This is a genomic window from Pseudomonas sp. LABIM340 (assembly GCF_040017195.2).
Classification (GTDB): Bacteria; Pseudomonadota; Gammaproteobacteria; order Pseudomonadales; family Pseudomonadaceae; genus Pseudomonas.
In genome coordinates this window covers 5,113,923-5,132,413 of sequence record NZ_CM200227.1, presented here as the reverse complement: position 1 = coordinate 5,132,413, position 18,491 = coordinate 5,113,923, and the positions used below count along the sequence as shown (strand labels likewise).

At 67.0% G+C, this 18,491-nt stretch carries 16 protein-coding genes; 8 read left to right on the top strand and 8 right to left on the bottom strand.

Features of this window, described 5'->3' with window-relative positions; translation table 11 throughout:
- Positions 1-87 precede the first annotated feature (87 nt).
- The 3 genes from purL to ABKS89_RS23625 all read left to right on the top strand — a co-directional run bounded on the left by purL (position 88) and on the right by ABKS89_RS23625 (position 4,826).
- Positions 88-3,984: a phosphoribosylformylglycinamidine synthase gene (gene purL / locus ABKS89_RS23635; protein ID WP_348587275.1), complete on the top strand. Its 3,897-nt coding sequence runs from the start codon at positions 88-90 to the stop codon at positions 3,982-3,984.
- 80 nt (positions 3,985-4,064) lie between these two features.
- Positions 4,065-4,325, top strand: coding sequence for a CDGSH iron-sulfur domain-containing protein (locus ABKS89_RS23630; RefSeq protein WP_138215414.1), 261 nt, complete (start codon positions 4,065-4,067; stop codon positions 4,323-4,325).
- A gap of 183 nt (positions 4,326-4,508) precedes the next feature.
- Complete coding sequence (locus ABKS89_RS23625) at positions 4,509-4,826, top strand: YqfO family protein (protein WP_138215413.1); 318 nt, start codon at positions 4,509-4,511, stop codon at positions 4,824-4,826.
- Between the two features lie 42 nt (positions 4,827-4,868).
- On the opposite strand, the gene nagE is transcribed toward ABKS89_RS23625, so the two are convergent.
- From nagE to ABKS89_RS23590, 7 genes are all read right to left on the bottom strand, one after another.
- Positions 4,869-6,527 carry an N-acetylglucosamine-specific PTS transporter subunit IIBC gene (gene nagE, locus ABKS89_RS23620; RefSeq protein WP_518301057.1) on the bottom strand — a complete coding sequence of 553 codons (1,659 nt, stop codon included), beginning with the start codon at positions 6,525-6,527 and terminating at the stop codon, positions 4,869-4,871.
- Positions 6,528-6,658: 131 nt separating this feature from the next.
- Positions 6,659-9,172: a phosphoenolpyruvate--protein phosphotransferase gene (gene ptsP, locus ABKS89_RS23615; protein WP_348587273.1), complete on the bottom strand. Its 2,514-nt coding sequence runs from the start codon at positions 9,170-9,172 to the stop codon at positions 6,659-6,661.
- A gap of 11 nt (positions 9,173-9,183) precedes the next feature.
- Positions 9,184-10,206 carry an SIS domain-containing protein gene (locus ABKS89_RS23610; RefSeq protein WP_348587271.1) on the bottom strand — a complete coding sequence of 341 codons (1,023 nt, stop codon included), beginning with the start codon at positions 10,204-10,206 and terminating at the stop codon, positions 9,184-9,186.
- A complete protein-coding gene (nagA, locus tag ABKS89_RS23605) occupies positions 10,187-11,293 on the bottom strand; it encodes an N-acetylglucosamine-6-phosphate deacetylase (RefSeq protein ID WP_348587268.1) in 1,107 nt (368 codons plus the stop codon). Before nagA ends, ABKS89_RS23610 begins: the two co-directional genes overlap by 20 nt.
- A 15-nt stretch (positions 11,294-11,308) precedes the next feature.
- A complete protein-coding gene (locus tag ABKS89_RS23600) occupies positions 11,309-12,070 on the bottom strand; it encodes a GntR family transcriptional regulator (protein ID WP_348587267.1) in 762 nt (253 codons plus the stop codon).
- 249 nt (positions 12,071-12,319) lie between these two features.
- The gene (locus ABKS89_RS23595) at positions 12,320-12,820 is read right to left on the bottom strand and encodes a L,D-transpeptidase family protein (RefSeq protein ID WP_138215408.1); all 501 of its coding nucleotides are present in this window, start codon (positions 12,818-12,820) and stop codon (positions 12,320-12,322) included.
- Positions 12,821-12,873: 53 nt separating this feature from the next.
- Positions 12,874-13,425, bottom strand: a complete 552-nt coding sequence (locus ABKS89_RS23590) for an NUDIX hydrolase (protein ID WP_348587266.1) — start codon at positions 13,423-13,425, stop codon at positions 12,874-12,876.
- Positions 13,426-13,574: 149 nt separating this feature from the next.
- Here ABKS89_RS23590 and ABKS89_RS23585 point away from each other — a divergent pair, with 149 nt between their 5' ends.
- The 5 genes from ABKS89_RS23585 to ABKS89_RS23565 are packed head-to-tail and all read left to right on the top strand — an operon-like array spanning position 13,575 to position 16,886.
- Positions 13,575-14,171: a CoA pyrophosphatase gene (locus tag ABKS89_RS23585; protein WP_017522246.1), complete on the top strand. Its 597-nt coding sequence runs from the start codon at positions 13,575-13,577 to the stop codon at positions 14,169-14,171.
- Between the two features lie 41 nt (positions 14,172-14,212).
- The gene (locus ABKS89_RS23580) at positions 14,213-14,740 is read left to right on the top strand and encodes a gamma carbonic anhydrase family protein (RefSeq protein WP_192291518.1); all 528 of its coding nucleotides are present in this window, start codon (positions 14,213-14,215) and stop codon (positions 14,738-14,740) included.
- Positions 14,733-14,921, top strand: a complete 189-nt coding sequence (locus ABKS89_RS23575) for a DUF1289 domain-containing protein (protein ID WP_138215405.1) — start codon at positions 14,733-14,735, stop codon at positions 14,919-14,921. Before ABKS89_RS23580 ends, ABKS89_RS23575 begins: the two co-directional genes overlap by 8 nt.
- Before the next feature lie 58 nt (positions 14,922-14,979).
- On the top strand, positions 14,980-16,161 hold the full coding sequence (gene purT / locus ABKS89_RS23570; RefSeq protein ID WP_138215404.1) for a formate-dependent phosphoribosylglycinamide formyltransferase: 1,182 nt from the start codon (positions 14,980-14,982) through the stop codon (positions 16,159-16,161).
- On the top strand, positions 16,158-16,886 hold the full coding sequence (locus ABKS89_RS23565) for an SGNH/GDSL hydrolase family protein (protein ID WP_348587265.1): 729 nt from the start codon (positions 16,158-16,160) through the stop codon (positions 16,884-16,886). Before purT ends, ABKS89_RS23565 begins: the two co-directional genes overlap by 4 nt.
- A 188-nt stretch (positions 16,887-17,074) precedes the next feature.
- Here ABKS89_RS23565 and ABKS89_RS23560 read toward each other — a convergent pair whose 3' ends face one another.
- Positions 17,075-18,388 carry an MFS transporter gene (locus tag ABKS89_RS23560; RefSeq protein WP_348587264.1) on the bottom strand — a complete coding sequence of 438 codons (1,314 nt, stop codon included), beginning with the start codon at positions 18,386-18,388 and terminating at the stop codon, positions 17,075-17,077.
- Positions 18,389-18,491: the final 103 nt, after the last annotated feature.

The window sequence follows — 18,491 nt, the reverse complement described above, 5'->3', positions numbered from 1 at the left end:
GCTGCGCTTTACGGTAGAATGCACGGCCTCTGTGGGCCGGCCCGTCCGGCCCCACACACTTCCCCGTCTCCAGAGGCTGTTCCGACAATGCTGATCCTGCGCGGTGCTCCCGCCCTTTCCGCTTTCCGCCACGGCAAACTGCTCGACCTGCTGACCCAGCATGTACCCGCCGTCACCGGGCTGTATGCCGAGTTTGCGCACTTCGCCGAGGTCACCGGAGCCCTCAACGCCGAGGAAGAACAAGTCCTGGCGCGCCTGCTGAAATACGGTCCGAGCGTCCCCGTGCAGGAGCCCGCCGGCCGTCTGTTCCTGGTTCTCCCTCGCTTCGGCACCATCTCGCCCTGGTCGAGCAAGGCCTCTGACATCGCCCGCAACTGTGGCCTGGCGAAGATCGAGCGCCTCGAGCGCGGCATCGCCTACTACGTCACCGGCGAGCTGAGCGAGGCCGACGCGCAAGCCGTTGCTGCCCGCCTGCACGACCGCATGACCCAGCTGGTGCTGAACCAGCTCGAAGAAGCTTCGGCCCTGTTCAGCCACGCCCAGCCCAAGCCGCTGACCGTGGTCGACATCCTTGCCGGCGGTCGCGCCGCGCTGGAGAAGGCCAACCTCGAGCTGGGCCTGGCCCTGGCCGAAGACGAGATCGACTACCTGGTGAAAAGCTTCGTCGAGATGGGCCGCAACCCGCACGACGTCGAGCTGATGATGTTCGCCCAGGCCAACTCCGAACACTGCCGCCACAAGATCTTCAACGCCAGTTGGGACATCGACGGCCAGGCTCAGGACAAGAGCCTGTTCGGCATGATCAAGAACACCTATGAAATGCACCGCGAGGGTGTGCTGTCCGCTTACAAGGACAACGCCGCGGTCATGAAGGGCTACGTCGCCGGCCGCTTCTACCCGAACGCCGAGACCCGCCAGTACGGTGCCAGCGAAGAGCCGGTGCATATCCTGATGAAGGTGGAGACCCACAACCACCCGACCGCCATCGCTCCCTTCCCCGGCGCCTCCACCGGCTCCGGCGGTGAGATCCGCGACGAAGGCGCAACCGGTCGTGGTGCCAAGCCCAAGGCCGGCCTGGTCGGCTTCACCGTCTCCAACCTGAACATCCCCGGTTTCGAGCAGCCCTGGGAAGTGCCCTACGGCAAGCCCGAGCGCATCGTCACCCCGCTGGACATCATGATCGAAGGCCCGCTGGGCGGCGCCGCGTTCAACAACGAATTCGGCCGCCCGAACCTGGCCGGCTACTTCCGTACCTTCGAGCAGGCCATCGCCACCCCGCGTGGTGAGGAAGTCCGCGGTTACCACAAGCCGATCATGATTGCCGGCGGCATGGGCAACATCCGCGAAGACCACGTGCAGAAGGGCGAGATCTCGGTCGGCGCCAAGCTGATCGTGCTCGGCGGCCCGGCCATGCTGATCGGCCTGGGCGGCGGTGCCGCTTCCTCCATGGCCACCGGCGCCTCCGCCGCTGACCTGGACTTCGCCTCGGTGCAGCGCGAGAACCCGGAAATGGAACGCCGTTGCCAGGAGGTCATCGACCGCTGCTGGCAGATGGGCGAGAACAACCCGATCAAGTTCATCCACGACGTGGGCGCGGGCGGCATCTCCAACGCCCTGCCGGAACTGATCAACGACGGCGGCCGTGGCGGTCGCTTCGAACTGCGCAACGTGCCCAACGACGAGCCGGGCATGAGCCCGCTGGAAATCTGGTGCAACGAGTCGCAGGAACGCTACGTGATGTCGGTGGACGCCGCCGACTTCGAGACCTTCAAGGCCATCTGCGAGCGCGAGCGCTGCCCGTTCGCCGTGGTCGGCGAAGCCACCGAAGAGATGCAGCTGACCGTCGCCGACAGCCACTTCGGCAACAAGCCGGTGGACATGCCGCTCGAAGTGCTGCTCGGCAAGCCGCCGCGCATGCACCGTTCGGTCACCCGCGAAGCCGAACTGGGCGATGACTTCGCCGCTGCCGGCCTGGACCTCACCGAGTCCACCGAGCGCGTGCTGCGTCACCCGGCCGTGGCCAGCAAGAACTTCCTGATCACCATCGGCGACCGCACCATCACCGGCCTGGTTGCCCGCGACCAGCTGGTCGGCCCGTGGCAGGTCCCGGTGGCCGATTGCGCCGTCACCGCCACCAGCTTCGACGTCTACACCGGTGAAGCCATGGCCATGGGCGAGCGTACTCCGCTGGCCGTGATCGACGCCCCGGCCTCCGGCCGCATGGCGATCGGCGAGACCATCACCAACCTGGCCGCTGCGAGCATCGACAAGATCTCCGAGATCAAGCTCTCCGCCAACTGGATGGCCGCTGCCGGCCACCCGGGCGAGGACGCGCGCCTGTACGACACCGTCAAGGCTGTCGGCATGGAGCTGTGCCCGGCGCTGGGCATCACCATCCCGGTGGGCAAGGACTCCATGTCCATGAAGACCCGCTGGCAGGATGGCGACGCCGAGAAGAGCGTCACCTCGCCGATGTCGCTGATCATCTCCGGCTTCGCCCCGGTCAACGATGTGCGCAAGACCCTGACCCCGCAGCTGCGCCTGGACAAGGGCGAGAGCGACCTGATCGTCATCGACCTCGGTCGTGGCAAGAACCGCATGGGCGGCTCGATCCTCGCCCAGGTCAACGGCCAGATCGGCCGCGCCGCTCCGGACGTCGACGACGCCGAAGACCTGAAAGCCTTCTTCGCCGTGATCCAGGGCCTGAACGCCGACGGCCACCTGCTGGCCTACCACGACCGTTCCGACGGCGGCCTGATGGCCACCGTGGTGGAAATGGCCTTTGCCGGTCATTGCGGCCTGGACCTGAACCTCGACGCGCTGGCCGATAGCCGTGACGAGCTGACCGCCGCCCTGTTCAACGAAGAACTGGGCGCCGTGATTCAGGTTCGCTCTGCGGCTACCCCGGAAGTGCTGGCGCAGTTCAGCGCCGCCGGCCTGGAAGACTGTGTGGCGGTCATCGGCCAGCCGGCCAGTGGCGCCGACATCGAGCTGTCCTTCAATGGCGAGCGCGTCTTCAGTGCCCAGCGTCGCAACCTGCAGCGCATCTGGAGCGAGACCAGCTACCGCATCCAGCGCATGCGCGACAACGCCGACTGCGCCGACCAGGAATTCGACGGCCTGCTGGAAGAAGACAACCCCGGCCTGTCGGTGAAACTGAGCTTCGACGTCAACGACAACATCGCCGCGCCCTACATCAAGAAGGGTGTGCGCCCGCAGATCGCCATCCTGCGTGAGCAGGGCGTCAACGGTCAGGTGGAAATGGCTGCGGCCTTCGACCGCGCCGGCTTCGCCGCCGTCGACGTGCACATGAGCGACATCCTCTCCGGCCGCGTCAGCCTGGAGCAGTTCAAGGGCCTGGTGGCCTGCGGCGGCTTCTCCTACGGCGACGTACTGGGCGCCGGCGAAGGCTGGGCCAAGTCGATCCTGTTCAACGCCCGTGCCCGTGATGGCTTCCAGGCCTTCTTCGAGCGCAAGGACAGCTTCGCCCTCGGCGTGTGCAACGGTTGCCAGATGATGTCCAACCTGCACGAGCTGATCCCTGGCACCGAGTTCTGGCCGCACTTCGTGCGCAACCGTTCCGAGCAGTTCGAAGCGCGCGTGGCGATGGTCCAGGTACAGGAATCGCAGTCGATCTTCCTGCAGGGCATGGCCGGTTCGCGCATGCCGATCGCCATCGCCCACGGCGAAGGCCATGCGGAGTTCGAGAGCGAGGAAGCGCTGCTGGAGTCCGATCTGTCCGGCACCGTGGCCCTGCGTTTCGTCGACAACCTGGGCAAGGTCACCGAAAGCTACCCGGCCAACCCGAACGGCTCGCCGCGTGGCATCACCGGCCTGACCAGCCGCGACGGCCGCGTCACCATCATGATGCCGCACCCGGAGCGCGTGTTCCGCGCCGTGCAGAACTCCTGGCGTCCTGACGAGTGGGAAGAGGACGGCGGCTGGATGCGCATGTTCCGCAACGCCCGCGTCTGGGTCGGCTGAGTCCGGTCTGATGCGACACGGGAAAGGGGAAAGCTTCGGCTTTCCCCTTTTTCTTTGTCCGGCCATCGAGGAGGGGCACCTTGGCTGATGACGAGAGGCTGCCGGAGGTTCGCGCAGTCGAGCCGGGACAGGTTCTGCGCCTGTGCCGCTGCGGGCAGTGCGCCAGCCTGCCGGATGCCGCGGTGAGCTGTACCGACTCGCTGGAGCTGACGATCGGGCGCGAGCGACATCTGCTGCTGTGCCGTTGCGGACTGTCGGCGAAGTTGCCGTTCTGCGACGGTTCCCACGCCCCGGCGGCGCCAGGTCTGAAAGAGCGGTGGCGTCGCTTCGCCGGTCGGTGAGATCGAAGTCCGTCACAGATTTCGTACAAAGTCCTCCGCAGGCGAACAAGCCCGGAACCGGACGGTCGAACTTCCACGATGACCTGCAAGTCATAAGAGGCAAAGTGCCACTATTTGTGGCAGGATTTGTCACCCGTGGCGCTCTTTGTCACGGCTGTGTCCCTGTTTCGATCGGAGCCTCCGATGTACAAACTGAGTTTCTACGTTCCGGAAAGCCATCTGGAACCGGTCAAGAAAGCGGTGTTCGCCGCCGGTGCAGGACGCATCGGTGCCTATGACAGCTGTTGCTGGCAGGCACTCGGACAGGGACAGTTCCGCCCCTTGCAGGGCAGCAACCCCTACATCGGCCAGGCCGGCAGTGTCGAGCAGGTCGCCGAATGGAAGGTGGAGATGGTGGTGGCCGACGAGTTGATCCATGACTCGGTCAAGGCCCTCAAGCAGGCCCACCCGTACGAGACGCCGGCCTTCGAGGTCTGGCGGCTGTCAGACATGGTGTTCTGACCCAAAAAAGGCGCCCGCAGGCGCCTTTTTCATGCTCCGCTGTCAGCCGCGCAAGCTGCCGAAGGCTTGTCCCAGCGCCCCCGCGCGCGTCCCGACGAGCAGGTGATAGACGCCTTCGGCGACCTGGCCGACGCCCTCGCAACCCAGTTCGGCGAGGCGGCTCCGCTGCAACTGCTCACCGTTCTTCACGGCCACCCGCAAGCGTGTCAGCGCGACGGTCTCCACGCTGCGCAGGTTGCCCTGGCCGCCCAGCGCCTGCAGCCATTCACCGGCTTCCTGCGACGAGACGAGTTCCGCGGGCGGTAGCTCCGAATCCTCGCTGACGGGTTGGACTGCACTCTCCTGCAGGATGCCCGCCGGCAGCACGCGGCGGATCTCGTCGGCGATGCTGTCGGCTTCCGGGCCGACCACCACCTGCAGGCTTCCGGCCTTGCCGGGGCGGACCACGGCCATCGCGCCCAGCGCCTTGAGCTGCGTGTCCGAGGCCTTGCTGCGGTCGGTCAGCTTCAGGCGCAGGCGGGTGGTGCAGGCGTCCACCACTTCCAGGTTGGCGGCGCCGCCCAGCGCCTTGATGAAGGCCGGTGCGCGCTGCTCGGAGGAGCTGGCGGTCGGTTCGCTGTCGGTGCTTTCGTCGATCTCCTCGCGGCCGGGCGTCTTCAGCTGGAAGCGGCGGATGCAGAAATCGAAGACGAAGTAGTAGGCGGCGGCGTAGCACAGGCCCAGCGGCCAGAGCATCCAGCCGTTGGTGGACTTGCCCCAGCCCAGCGCCAGGTCGATGGCGCCGCCGGAGAAGGTGAAGCCCAGGCGGATGTTCAGCAGGTCGGTGATGGCCATCGACAACCCGGTCAGCAGCGCGTGCAGCAGGTACAGCAGCGGCGCCAGGAACATGAAGGCGAACTCGATGGGTTCGGTCACGCCGGTGAGGAAGGCGGTCAACGCCATCGACAGCAGCAGGCCGCCGACCAGCTTGCGCCGTTCCGGGCGGGCGTTGCGGTACATCGCCAGGCACGCGGCGGGCAGGCCGAACATCATCACCGGGAACATGCCGGCCATGAACTGGCCACCCTTCGGGTCGCCGGCGAAGTAGCGGGCGAGGTCGCCGGTGATCTGCCGGCCGGTTTCCGGATCGGTGAAGGCGCCGAAGACGAACCACATCAGGTTGTTGAGGATGTGATGCAGGCCGGTGACGATCAGCAGGCGGTTGAGCACGCCGAAGGCGAAGGCGCCAAAGCTGCCGCTGCCCACCAGCAGGTTGCCCAGGTCGTCGATGACATGCTGGATGGGCGGCCAGACCAGCCCGAACAGCACACCCAGGCCCAGCGCGGCGAGGCCGGTGACGATGGGCACGAAGCGCCGACCGCCGAAGAACGCCAGGTACTGCGGCAGCGCGATGTCCTTGAAGCGGTTGTACAGCGCGCCGGCCACCAGGCCGCTGATGATGCCCGAGAGCACACCCATGTTGATGCCGGGGTCGATGGCGTTGAGCGTCGACATCATCACCAGGTAACCCACGGCGCCCGCCAGGCCTGCGGTGCCGTTGTTGTCGCGGGCGAAGCCGACGGAGATGCCGATGGCGAAGATAAGCGCCAGGTTGGCGAAGATCGCGTTGCCGGCATCGTGTATCAGCAGGATGTTCAGCAGGTCCTTGTCGCCCAGGCGCAGCAGCAGGCCGGCGATCGGCAGGATGGCGATCGGCAACATCAGGGCGCGGCCCAGGCGCTGCAGGGTTTCGATGAAGGCGCTGTACAATTGCGCGAGTAGTTGGCGCGGGCCTTGTGCGGTCTGGATCAGCTCAGTGGTCATGGCGGGACTCCGATTCTTGTTCTGGGGCGTCAGGGTTGCGGCCACAGGCGCGAGCAGGCTTCCCGCACGGCGCGGGCGCTGCCCAGGGCCAGCAGTTCCTGGCTGCGTTGGCGGCAGTCCTCGGCATCGAGTTCACGGACCCGCGCCTTGATCTCGCCGACCAGTCCAGGGCTGACCGAGAGTTCCTGCACGCCCAGGCCGATCAGTACCGGCGTGGCCAGCGCCTCGGAAGCCAGGGCGCCACAGACGCCGACCCAGCGGCCATGGCGGGCGGCTCCGGCGCAGGTCTGGGCGATCAGCCGCAGCAGCGCCGGGTGCAGCGCGTCGATGCGCGCGGCGAGCCCGGCGTGGCAGCGGTCCATGGCCAGGGCGTATTGCGAAAGGTCGTTGGTGCCGATGGAGAGGAAGTCGGCATGCTCGGCCAGTTGGTCGGCCAGCAGGGCGGCGGACGGCACCTCGATCATCACGCCCAGTTCGGGGCGTTGCTCGATGCCCAGTTCCTGCGCCAACTGGTCCAGGCGCTGGCGGATGGCGATCAGCTCGTTCACTTCGCTGACCATGGGTAGCAGCACGCGGCAGCGGTGTAGCGGAGAGACCTGCAGCAGTGCGCGCAATTGCTGGTCGAGCAGCTGCGGCAGCGCCTGGCCGAGGCGGATGCCGCGCAGGCCCAGTGCCGGGTTTTCCTCGGCGGGCAGCGGCAGGTAGGCGAGGTGTTTGTCGCCGCCAACGTCGATGGTGCGGATGATCACTCGGCGCTGGCCCATGGCGTCCAGTACGTCCTGGTAGGCGCGCTGCTGCTCCTGCTCGTTCGGCGCCCGCTGGCGGTCGAGGAAGAGGAACTCGGTACGCAGCAGGCCGACGCCGTCGGCTCCGGCGGTGAAGGCTTCGGCCGCTTCTTCCGGGTTGGCGACGTTGGCGCCGACCTCGATGGACTTGCCGTCGCGGGTCAGGGCCGGTTGCTGGGCCTGCGCGCGCTGGCGTTCGCGGGCGTGCTGGCGTTGTTCACGCAGGGCGGCGACCTGGGTGATCCGTTCGGCGCTGGGGCTGTATTCCAGTCGGCCATGATCGGCATCCAGCACCAGCGTTCGGCCTTCTTCCAGCTCCAGCAGTTGCGGGCCGAGGGCTACCAGGCAGGGCAGGCCCTTGGCGCGAGCGAGGATGGCGACGTGGGAGGTGGCGCCGCCCTCGGCCATGCACAGGCCGGCAGCACCGGCACGCACCAGCGGGCCGAGGTCGGACGGGGTGATTTCATGGGCGGCCACCAGGCTGCCGGCCGGGACCGGCGGTTCGCCCTCGTTGCCGAGGAGGACGCGCAGAACGCGTTTCTCCAGGTCGCGCAAGTCGTTGGCGCGCTCGGCCAGCAGCGGGTTGCCGAGCGCCTGGAGAATGCCGCATTGCGTCTGCACGGCGCGGTGCCAGGCGTGGGCGGCGCTGACGCGCTGGTCGATCAGCAGGTCGGCGGCATCCAGCAGACCGGGGTCTTCCAGCAGGGCGAGGTGGGCGGAGAAGATCGCTTCCTCGTCCGCGTGACCTTGTTTCCCGGCCCGTTGCAGCGTGGCGCGAACGTCATCGCGAACCCGTTCCAGCGCCTGATCCAGTTCGCGGTGCTGTTCGTCTGGCCGGGAATCTCCGGCGTCCTGCGGAAGCTGGATGGCGCCCAGGCGCACCAGCGGGCCGCTGGCCAAGCCGGGGGATGCGCAGACGCCACCCAGTACGCCGGGCTCGTCGGCGCCTCGCGGCGCTGATACCGGGACCGCAGCGAGAGGTAGCAAGTGGGGTTCGCCATCGGCGTTGCCCAGGGTTTTCAAGAGGGCGTGGAGCGCCGCTTCGCTGTCCTGGCCGCGGCAGATCACTTCCACTTCATCCTGCTCGGCGACGCCCAGACCCATGATGCCGACCAGACTGTCGACGCTGGCGCTACGCTCGCCGAAACACAGTTCGGCGCGGCTGGAGAATTCCTGTGCAGTCTTGCGCAGCAGGGCGGCGGGGCGGGCGTGGAGACCACCGTGCAGCGCCACACGGACGCGACCACGGCTTTCACCGCCGCCAACGTGTTGTCCGCTGGATGCAGGCGCCATACCGGTCCGGCTGAGTTGCAGCAGCGGCGAGCCGACGTCCACCGAAGTAGTGGTCAGTGGGCGCAGCTGGAAGCCTTCGCCGTTGGTGACGATCAGCACCGTGATCAGGCTCTTGCTGCCGCGCGCCACCTTGTCCAGGTCGAAGCGCAGCAGCGGCTGGCCTTCGCTGACCCGTGCGCCTTCCTGCACCAGCGCTTCGAAGCCCTCGCCCTGCAGCTGGACGGTGTCCAGGCCCAGGTGCAGCAGCAGTTCGGCGCCATTGTCGGCCTTCAGGGTCACGGCATGGCGGGTGCGCGCGACATGCATGACGACGCCGGCGCAGGGGGCATGCAGGCAGTCGTTCAGCGGGTCGATGGCGATGCCGTCGCCCATTGCGCCGCTGGAGAACACCGGATCGGGGACCCGGCTGAGCGGCATCACAGGCCCGCTCAAGGGGGCTTTGAGGGCCAGATTGTTGTTGTTCATGGTGGCTGCGCTCAGTGGGTGCGGGTGACCTTGCTCAGGTGCCGCGGCTGGTCCGGGTTCATGCCGCGTGCTTCGGACAAGCCGGCGGCCATGACGTAGAAACTCTGGATCGCCAGAATCGGGTCCAGCGCCGGGTGGGCGGCGATGGCGAGCGGCAGGTCACGCCCGGCGACATCGTCCGGGGCGGCCAGCAGGACGCGGGCGCCGCGCTGGCGCATGTCGTCGGCCAGAGCCAGCAGGCCGGCCTGCTCGGGGCCGCGCGGGGCGAGGATGAGCAGCGGGTAGTGCTCGTCCACCAGGGCCATCGGGCCGTGGCGGACTTCGGCGCTGCTGAAGGCCTCGGCCTGGATCGCCGAGGTTTCCTTGAATTTCAGCGCCGCCTCCTGGGCCACGGCGAAACCGGTGCCACGGCCGATCACCATGAGCCGCTCGCAGTCGCGCAGGATTGTGACGGCTGACGTCCAGTCGAGGGCTGCGGCGCGCCGGAGGTCGGCGGCAAGCCCGGTTCCCGCTTCGAGCAGGGCCTGGTCGCATTGCCAATGGGCCAGCAGGCGGGTGGCGGCGCTGAGGGTGGCGATGAAGCTCTTGGTGGCAGCGACACTGCGTTCGGGGCCGGCACACAGCGGCACGGTGAATTCGGCGGCAGCTTGCAGCGGCGAGTTTTCGGCGTTCACCAGGGCGACGCTGAGGGCGCCGCGCTCGCGCAGGCGGCTCAGGGTGTCGACCAGGTCCGGGCTCTGGCCGGACTGGGAGAAGGCGAAGGCGACCTGACCGTCCACCTGCAGCGGCGCCTGGCGCAGGGTCACCACCGACATCGGCAGCGAAGCCACCGGCAGGCCGGCGTGCTGCATGGTCAGGTAGGCGAAGTAGCTGGCGGCGTGGTCGGAGCTGCCACGGGCGACGGTCATCGCCAGCTTCGGCGCGGCGGCGCGCAGGCGCTCGCCGAGCTCCGGCAGGCTGCTGTCCAGCACGGTGAGCTGGCGCGCGACCACGTCGGTGGCGGACAGCGCTTCTTCAAGCATCAGCGAGGTCAAGCTGGTCTCCTTCGACCCAGACGGTCTCGAGGGTCAGGGAACGGTCCAGGCGCACGATGTCGGCCCAGGCTCCGGGGGTGAGGCGACCGCGCTCGGCGATGCCCAGGTAGTCGGCGGGGAACTGCGAGAGGCGTTGGGAGGCTTCGGCGATGGGCAGGCCGATCTTCACCAGGTTGCGCAGCGCCTGGTCCATGGTCAGCGTGCTGCCGGCCAGGGTGCCATCGGGCAGGCGGACGCCGCCCAGGCACTTGGTGACGGTGTGGCTGCCCAGCTTGTATTCGCCGTCGGGCATGCCGGCGGCGGCGGTGGAATCGGTCACGCAGTACAGGCACGGAATCGAGCGCAGGGCGACCTTGATCGCGCCGGGGTGCACGTGCAGCAGGTCGGGGATCAGCTCGGCGAATCGCGCATGGGCCAACGCGGCGCCGACCATGCCGGGCTCGCGGTGGTGCAGGCCGGTCATGGCGTTGTAGAGGTGAGTAAAGCTGGTGGCACCGGCTTCCATGGCGGCCACGCCGTCCTCGTAGCTGCCCAGCGTATGGCCGATCTGCAGGCGCACGCCGCGCTCGACCAGCGCGCTGATCAGCGGCAGGTGGCCGGCGATTTCCGGGGCGATGGTGACGACCCGGATCGGCGCCAGGCGGAGGAACTCGTCCACTTCGTCCAGCACCGCGGCATGGGCGAAGTTGGGCTGCGCACCGAGCTTGCCGGAGTTGATGAACGGGCCTTCCAGATGCACGCCCAGCACGCGTGCGGCCTTGCCGCGCGGAGCCTGGCAGTAGTCGCCCAGAGCACCAAGCACGCCGGCGATCTCGTCGCGCGGCGCCGTCATGGTGGTGGCGAGCAGCGAGGTGGTGCCGAAGCGCAGGTGCGTGCGGGCAATGGCGGCAAAGGCCGCGGCGCCTTCCATGATGTCGTGACCGCCGCCGCCGTGGACGTGCAGGTCGATGAATCCGGGCAGCAGGTAGGGCAGGTCGTTGTGCGACGGATCGCCAAGAGAGCCTTCGATGCGCTGGATGCGGCCTTCCTGCAGGTGCAGGTGGCCCACGATCCAGCCCTGGGGGGTGAGGATGTTGCCTTCGAGCATGGGAGTCGTCCCGGATCAGCGCCGCAGTTCGGCGACGAAGTCGTAGTAGTCGTTGCGGCAGTAGGTGTCGGTCAGCTCGATGGCAGTGTTGTCTTCGAGGTAACCGATACGGGTCATCAGCAGCATCGCGGTGCCGGGCCGGATGCCCACCAGCGCGGCCTCCTCGACCGAGGCATTGACCGCCTGCACGTGTTGCAGGGCGCGGACCACCGGGCGGCCGATGGCGTCCAGGTGGGCGTAGAGGGAGTCGCCAACCGCTGCCGGATCGCCGAGCAGGCGCGCCGGCAGGCTGCTCTGTTCGATGGCCATGACCACGCCGTCGGCCTTGCGCAGGCGTTTCATACGCACGACCTTCTCGGTGGGTGACAGGCCCAGGCGGATCACTTCTTCATGGGTCGGCAGGCTGATCTCGCGTTCCAGCCAGGTGGAACTGGGGGTGAAGCCCTTGAGGCGAAGCATTTCGCTGAAGCTGGAGAGGCGCGACAGCGGCTGCTCCAGGCGCGGTGTGATGAAGGTGCCGGAGCCCTGGATGCGATGCACCAGCCCCTGTTCCAGCAGGACTTCCAATGCCTTGCGCGCGGTGACCCTCGACAGGCCGAGGTATTCGCTGAGGTGGCGCTCGGAAGGCAGGGCTTCCTCGGCGCGCCAGTGGCCGGCGTGGATGGCGCTCTCCAGGCTGCGGGCCAGTTGCAGGTAGAGCGGGATGGACAGGGTGTCGTCCGGGCGCAGGGCCTGCAGGCGCTGCTCGGCGCTGATCTGGGCGGGCTGGCGGGTCATGGTCGGCTCGTTGGCGAGGTAGTGGAATTTACGCTAATACCACTTGAATACCACGTCAACGCCACTTGACTCATCGCCGGAGGCTGGCCGACGAACTGCAATCTGCGTCGCAAACAGCGAAAAGTCTGAAGGATCCCTGGAGAAAAGACTTGTAGAGATCGCTGGTGATAATCGGCGCACAACGAAAAACGCCGCCAGGGCAGGGCCGTGGCGGCGTTTCAGACGAGCACTGGTATCAGTGTGGTCGCGTCAGGGGCGGATCTCGATCAGCGTGCCGTCCTTGACCAGGCTCCAGACCTCGCGCATGTCGGCGTTGGTCATGGCGATGCAGCCATTGGTCCAGTCCAGGGTCGAGAAGTACCACTCGGGGTAGTCGTCATCCATCGGCGTGCCGTGGATCATGATCATGCCGCCGGGCGACAGGCTCTTCTCCCGCGCCTTGGCTACGTCGCGGGCATTGGGGTAGGAGATGTGCATGGAGAGGTTGTACTTGTCGCTGGTCTTGCGCCAGTCGACCCAGTAGAAGCCTTCCGGTGTGCGGTTGTCGCCCTCGGCCAGCTTCGGGCCCTGCGGGCGCTTGCCCAGGGACACGCGATAGGTCTTGAGAACCTTGCCGTTGCTGATGAGGTTCAGTTTGCGCTCGGACTTGAGCACGAGAATCTTGTCGATACGACCGTCGAGCGTGGGCATCGCGTTGGCATGCGAGAACGCTGCGAAGGTCAGACAAAGTACGGCAATCAACCAGCGCATCGAGTGGTGTTCCCCGGTAGTTCCTAAAGCCTTAGAGGCGGTATATGAGCTTATTAGTTCTTTTTCTGTGCAAACATCGGGAGAATCCCTTCATTGCGTATCGGGAAGTTCTGAACGATCCGATCCGTCAGGAAATATTCTAAGGTACGGCCCACGGTGGGGAAAGCCAGCTCGTCCCACGGAATGTCGGATTCTTCGAAGAGTTGTACCTCCAGGCTTTCCTCACCGGCGGAGTAGTCCAGGTCGGCCAGTTCCGCGCGGAAGAAGATATAAACCTGGCTGATATGCGGTAGATCAAAGACCGTATAAAGCTGCAGGCCGTGGACGCGGGCATTGGCCTCTTCGAGGGTCTCGCGGGCGGCGGCCTGTTCCAGGGTCTCGCCGTTCTCCATGAAGCCCGCCGGCAGCGTCCAGAAGCCCTGGCGCGGCTGGATGGCGCGGCGGCAGAGGAGGATCTTGCCCTCCCAGACCGGCAGGCAACCGGCGACGATGCGCGGGTTCTGGTAATGCACGGTCTGGCACTGGTCGCAGACAAAGCGCGGGCGATTGTCGCCGCTGGGGACGCGCAGGCTCACGCTGGCGCCGCACTGGCTGCAGAATTTCATGCCGCTTCCTTGTTATTGATTCTCGGTTGGAAAGTGCGCCAATCTTGCGCGCAGCGCCGGGGCCCAGCAAGGGGCGGGGGTTGGGCAGGGGGCGTCTTTCGTGCCATGATCCTTCAATTAGAAGAATCGGCCCCCGCAGGATGTTCGGCATGCTGGACCAGCTGCGCCAACGCATACAGACGCACACGCCAAGCGACCTTGAAACGGACCACAGCTTCCCGGAAGCGGCGGTCCTGCTCCCCATCACTCCCCAGGAAGAGCTCGTGCTCACCCTGCGCGCGACCGGGCTTTCGACCCATAGCGGCGAAGTTGCCTTCCCCGGTGGGCGTCGCGACCCGGAGGACGTGGACCTGATCCACACCGCCCTGCGTGAGGCTCAGGAGGAGATCGCCCTGCCACCGGGACTGGTGGAGGTCGTCGGGCCGCTGAGCACCCTGGTGTCGCGGCACGGTATCCTGGTCAAGCCATTCGTCGGCTTCGTCCCCGATTTCGTGGAGTACCGCCCCAACGACGGCGAGATCGACGCCGTGTTCAAGGTGCCGCTGGAGTTCTTCCGCGGCGACCCGCGGGAAACCACCCATCGCATCGATTACTTCGGCCGCAGCTGGTACGTCCCGAGCTATCTGTTCGAGGGCTACAAGATCTGGGGCCTGTCCGCGATCATGCTGGTCGAGCTGCTGAACCTGCTGTACGACGCTCGCATCGACCTGCACCAGCCGCCGTCGAAGTTCATCAAGCTGAGCTGAGACCCGATAACAAAGAGCGGCCCCCTCCTGAGGAGAAACCCATGAAGTACCGCCTGGGCTCGTCCCGAGTCGAAACCCATCCGGAAAGCTGGATCGCCCCCAACGCCACGGTGGTCGGCAAGGTGCGTCTCGACGCCGGCGCCAGCGTGTGGTTCAACGCCGTGCTGCGCGGCGACAACGAGCTGATCCATATCGGCGAGCACAGCAACGTGCAGGACGGCACCGTCATGCACACCGACATGGGCTTCCCGCTGACCCTGGGCAAAGGCGTGACCATCGGCCACAACGCCATGCTGCACGGCTGCACCGTGGGCGATTACAGCCTCATCGGCATCAACGCAGTGATCCTCAACGGCGCGAAGATCGGCAAGTACTGCATCATCGGCGCCAACGCGCTGATCCCCGAGGGCAAGGAAATTCCTGACGGCTCCCTGGTCATGGGCTCCCCCGGCAAGGTGGTGCGCGAGCTGACCGAGCCGCAGAAGAAGATGCTCGAAGCCAGTGCCGCCCATTACGTCCACAACGCCCAGCGCTACGCCCGCGACCTGGCCGAGCAGGAAGATGACTGAAGAACGTCCCGTCGCTTCGCCCTGCGTGCACGTCTGCGCGCTGGACGACGCCGACATCTGTCTGGGCTGCCAGCGCAGCGCCGCCGAAATCACCCGCTGGGGCCTGATGGACAATGCCGAGCGCCGCGAGGTGCTCCAGCGTTGCGACCAGCGCGCCCGCGAGCAGGGTGTGCTGGTCTAGCGCCGGCACGCCTGAGAGCTACCCCGTTTCGAACTTTCCCTTCCCGAGGTTTCCCGCAATGCCCCGTATTGGAACTCCCCTGTCGCCGAGCGCGACCCGCGTACTGCTCTGTGGCTCCGGCGAGCTGGGCAAGGAAGTGGCGATCGAGCTGCAGCGCCTGGGCTGCGAAGTGATTGCCGTCGACCGCTACGAGAATGCGCCGGCCATGCAGGTCGCGCACCGCAGCCACGTGATCAGCATGCTCGACGGTGTCGCCCTGCGCGCGGTGATCGAGCAGGAGAAGCCGCACTACATCGTGCCGGAGATCGAAGCCATTGCCACCGCGACCCTGGTCGAGCTGGAGAACGAAGGCTACACCGTCATCCCCACCGCCCGTGCCGCCCAGCTGACCATGAACCGCGAGGGCATCCGTCGCCTGGCCGCCGAAGAGCTGGGCCTGCCGACCTCGCCCTACCACTTCGCCGATACCTACGAGGACTACGCCGCTGGTGTCGCCGCCGTGGGCTATCCGTGCGTGGTGAAGCCGATCATGAGTTCCTCGGGCAAGGGGCAGAGCGTGCTCAAGTCCGATGCCGACCTGAAAACTGCCTGGGATTACGCCCAGGAAGGTGGCCGCGCCGGCAAGGGCCGCGTCATTGTCGAAGGCTTCATCGACTTCGACTATGAAATCACCCTGCTGACCGTGCGCCACATCGGCGGCACCACCTTCTGCGCGCCCATTGGCCACCGTCAGGTGAAGGGCGACTACCACGAGTCCTGGCAGCCCCAGGCGATGAGCCCGAAGGCGCTGGCCGAGTCCGAGCGCGTGGCCAGGGCGGTCACCGAAGCCCTCGGCGGCCGCGGCCTGTTCGGCGTGGAGCTGTTCGTCAAGGGCGATGAAGTGTGGTTCAGCGAAGTCTCGCCGCGCCCGCACGACACCGGCCTGGTCACCCTGATCTCCCAGGACCTCTCCGAGTTCGCCCTGCACGCCCGCGCCATCCTCGGCCTGCCGATCCCGGTGATCCGTCAGATGGGCGATTCCGCCTCGGCAGTGATTCTGGTGGAAGGCAAGTCGCAGCAGGTGTCCTTCGGCAACCTCGGCGCCGCCCTGAGCGAGCCGGACACCGCGCTGCGCCTGTTCGGCAAGCCGGAAGTGGACGGCCAGCGCCGCATGGGTGTCGCTCTGGCGCGCGATGAGTCGATCGACGCTGCTCGCGCCAAGGCCACCCGCTCGGCTCAGGCGGTCAAAGTCGAGCTGTGAGCCGCTGGGCGGGGCTGATGTGGTGGGCGGCGGCGTTGCCGCTGTTGCCGCTGGCCCTGCCCATGGCCGTGCGCACCCGGCGCACGGCCTTGCGCCTGGCACCCGCCGCAGGCGTCCGCGAAGGCCTCGCCGGAGCGGAGCATGCCGGTGAACCCTTTCGTCTGTTGTTGCTGGGCGAATCCACCGTCGCCGGCGTCGGCGCGTCCTGCCTGGATTTCGCGTTGGCTGGCCGGTTGGCTTTGGCGCTTTCCGGTCGTCTCCAGCGGCCCGTCGCCTGGCGTGCGGCGGGGGAGAACGGCATTACCGCCGGCGAAGCCTGCGAACGCCTGCTGCCGCTGGTGGCCGGAGAGGATTACGACCTCGTGGCGCTGGTCTTCGGGGTCAACGACACCACGCACTTCAGCTCCAGCCAGCGTTGGCTGGCCTCCCTCGGGCAGTTGATCGAGCACTTCCGTGGACGTGGCGCGCGGGTGGTGTGCACGGCGGTGCCACCTTTGCAGCACTTCACCGCGTTGCCCTGGTTATTGCGGCAATTACTGGGTTGGCGCGGGGCGCTGCTGGATCGCCAGCTCAGTGCTCTGGCGCTGGCGCAGGGGGCGGGCTATTGCGGGGTCAGCCTGGAGATGCAGCCGCAGTTCCTCGCCATCGATGGCTATCACCCTTCGGCGCTGGGCTATCAGGTCTGGGGCGAGCATCTGGCGCAGTGGCTGGTTGTCCAGCCCTGACCTTTAGGAGCGGGCCACGCCCGCGATCCGCCGGCAGGGTCGGTGTTGGCGCCAGGCATTGATGTCACCGGGATCAACGGATTCCGCCGCCTTGGCGGATAACCCGTTCCGGGTTATTCGCCCTACGGGTGTTGTTGCGGTCGTAGGGCGTACAACCATACGTGGTTGTACGCCTATATGTCCGGGCTTCAGCGAATATCGTTCAGATCAGCCTCGCGGGTCTCGCGCAGGCACAGCACGGCCAGCAGGCTGAGCGCTGCCGCGACCGACACGTAGCCGCCCACCCAGCTCAATCCCCCCATGCCCACCAGCTTCTGCGCGATGTATGGCGCCACCGAGGCACCGAGGATGCCGCCCAGGTTGTAGGCCGCCGAAGCGCCGGTGTAGCGCACATGGGTGGGGAAGAGTTCCGGTAGGAGTGCGCCCATGGGGGCGAAGGTCACGCCCATGAGGAACAGTTCCAGCGACAGGAACACCGCCACTTCCACCGACGAACCCTGGCTCAGCAGCGGCTCCATGGCGAAGCCCGAGGCGATGGCGGCGAGGGTGCCGACGATCAGCACCGGCTTGCGCCCGAAGCGGTCGCTCAGCCAGGCCGAGACCGGTGTCGCAGCCGCCATGAACAGCACGGCAATGCACAGCAGGCCGAGGAAGTCCTCGCGGCTGTAGCCCAGGGTGCTGACGCCGTAGCTCAGCGAGAAAACCGTGGAGATATAGAAGAGTGCGTAGCACACCACCATCGCCAGGGCGCCCAGCAGGGTCGGCCGCCAGTGTTTGCTCAGCAGTTCGGCGATTGGCAGGCTGGAGCGCTCGTGGCGTTCCATGGCCTTGGCGAACACCGGGGTTTCCACCAGCTTCAGGCGTACGTAAAGACCGACGATGACCAGCACGGCACTGAGCACGAAGGGGATGCGCCAGCCCCAGGCGCGGAACTGCTCTTCGCTGAGGAACACGGCCAGGCAGAGGAACAGGCCGTTGGCGGCAAGGAAGCCGATCGACGGGCCCATCTGCGGGAACATGCCGAACCAGGCGCGGCGGCCCTTGGGCGCATTCTCCGTGGCCAGCAGCGCGGCGCCTCCCCATTCGCCTCCCAGCCCCAGGCCCTGGCCGAAGCGCAGCACGCAGAGCAGGATCGGTGCCCAGGCGCCAATGCTGTCGTAGCCCGGCAGCAGGCCGATCAGGGTGGTGGAGATGCCCATCAGCAGCAGCGAGGCCACCAGGGTCGATTTGCGCCCGATGCGATCGCCGAAGTGGCCGAACAGCGCCGAGCCCAGTGGGCGGGCGAGGAAGGCGATGCCGAAGGTGATGAAGGCGCTGAGGGCCTGGGCAGTGCCGGAGGTCTGCGGGAAGAACACCGGGCCGATCACCAGCGCGGCGGCGGTGGCGTAGACGTAGAAGTCGTAGAACTCGATGGCGGTGCCGATGAAGCTGGCCACCGCGACGCGGGTGGTGGAGTTGGTCTGTTCGGCCGGTTGTGCGGCTTCGAGGGTGGCGCTGGTCATACGGGGAATATCCCTGGCAGTCAGGCGCGGTGACGACTCTGGCGGTCGTGTCCGGCGTTTCTTGAGGCATCGCCATGGCGCGAGTGCGAGCGCGGCCCGGGAT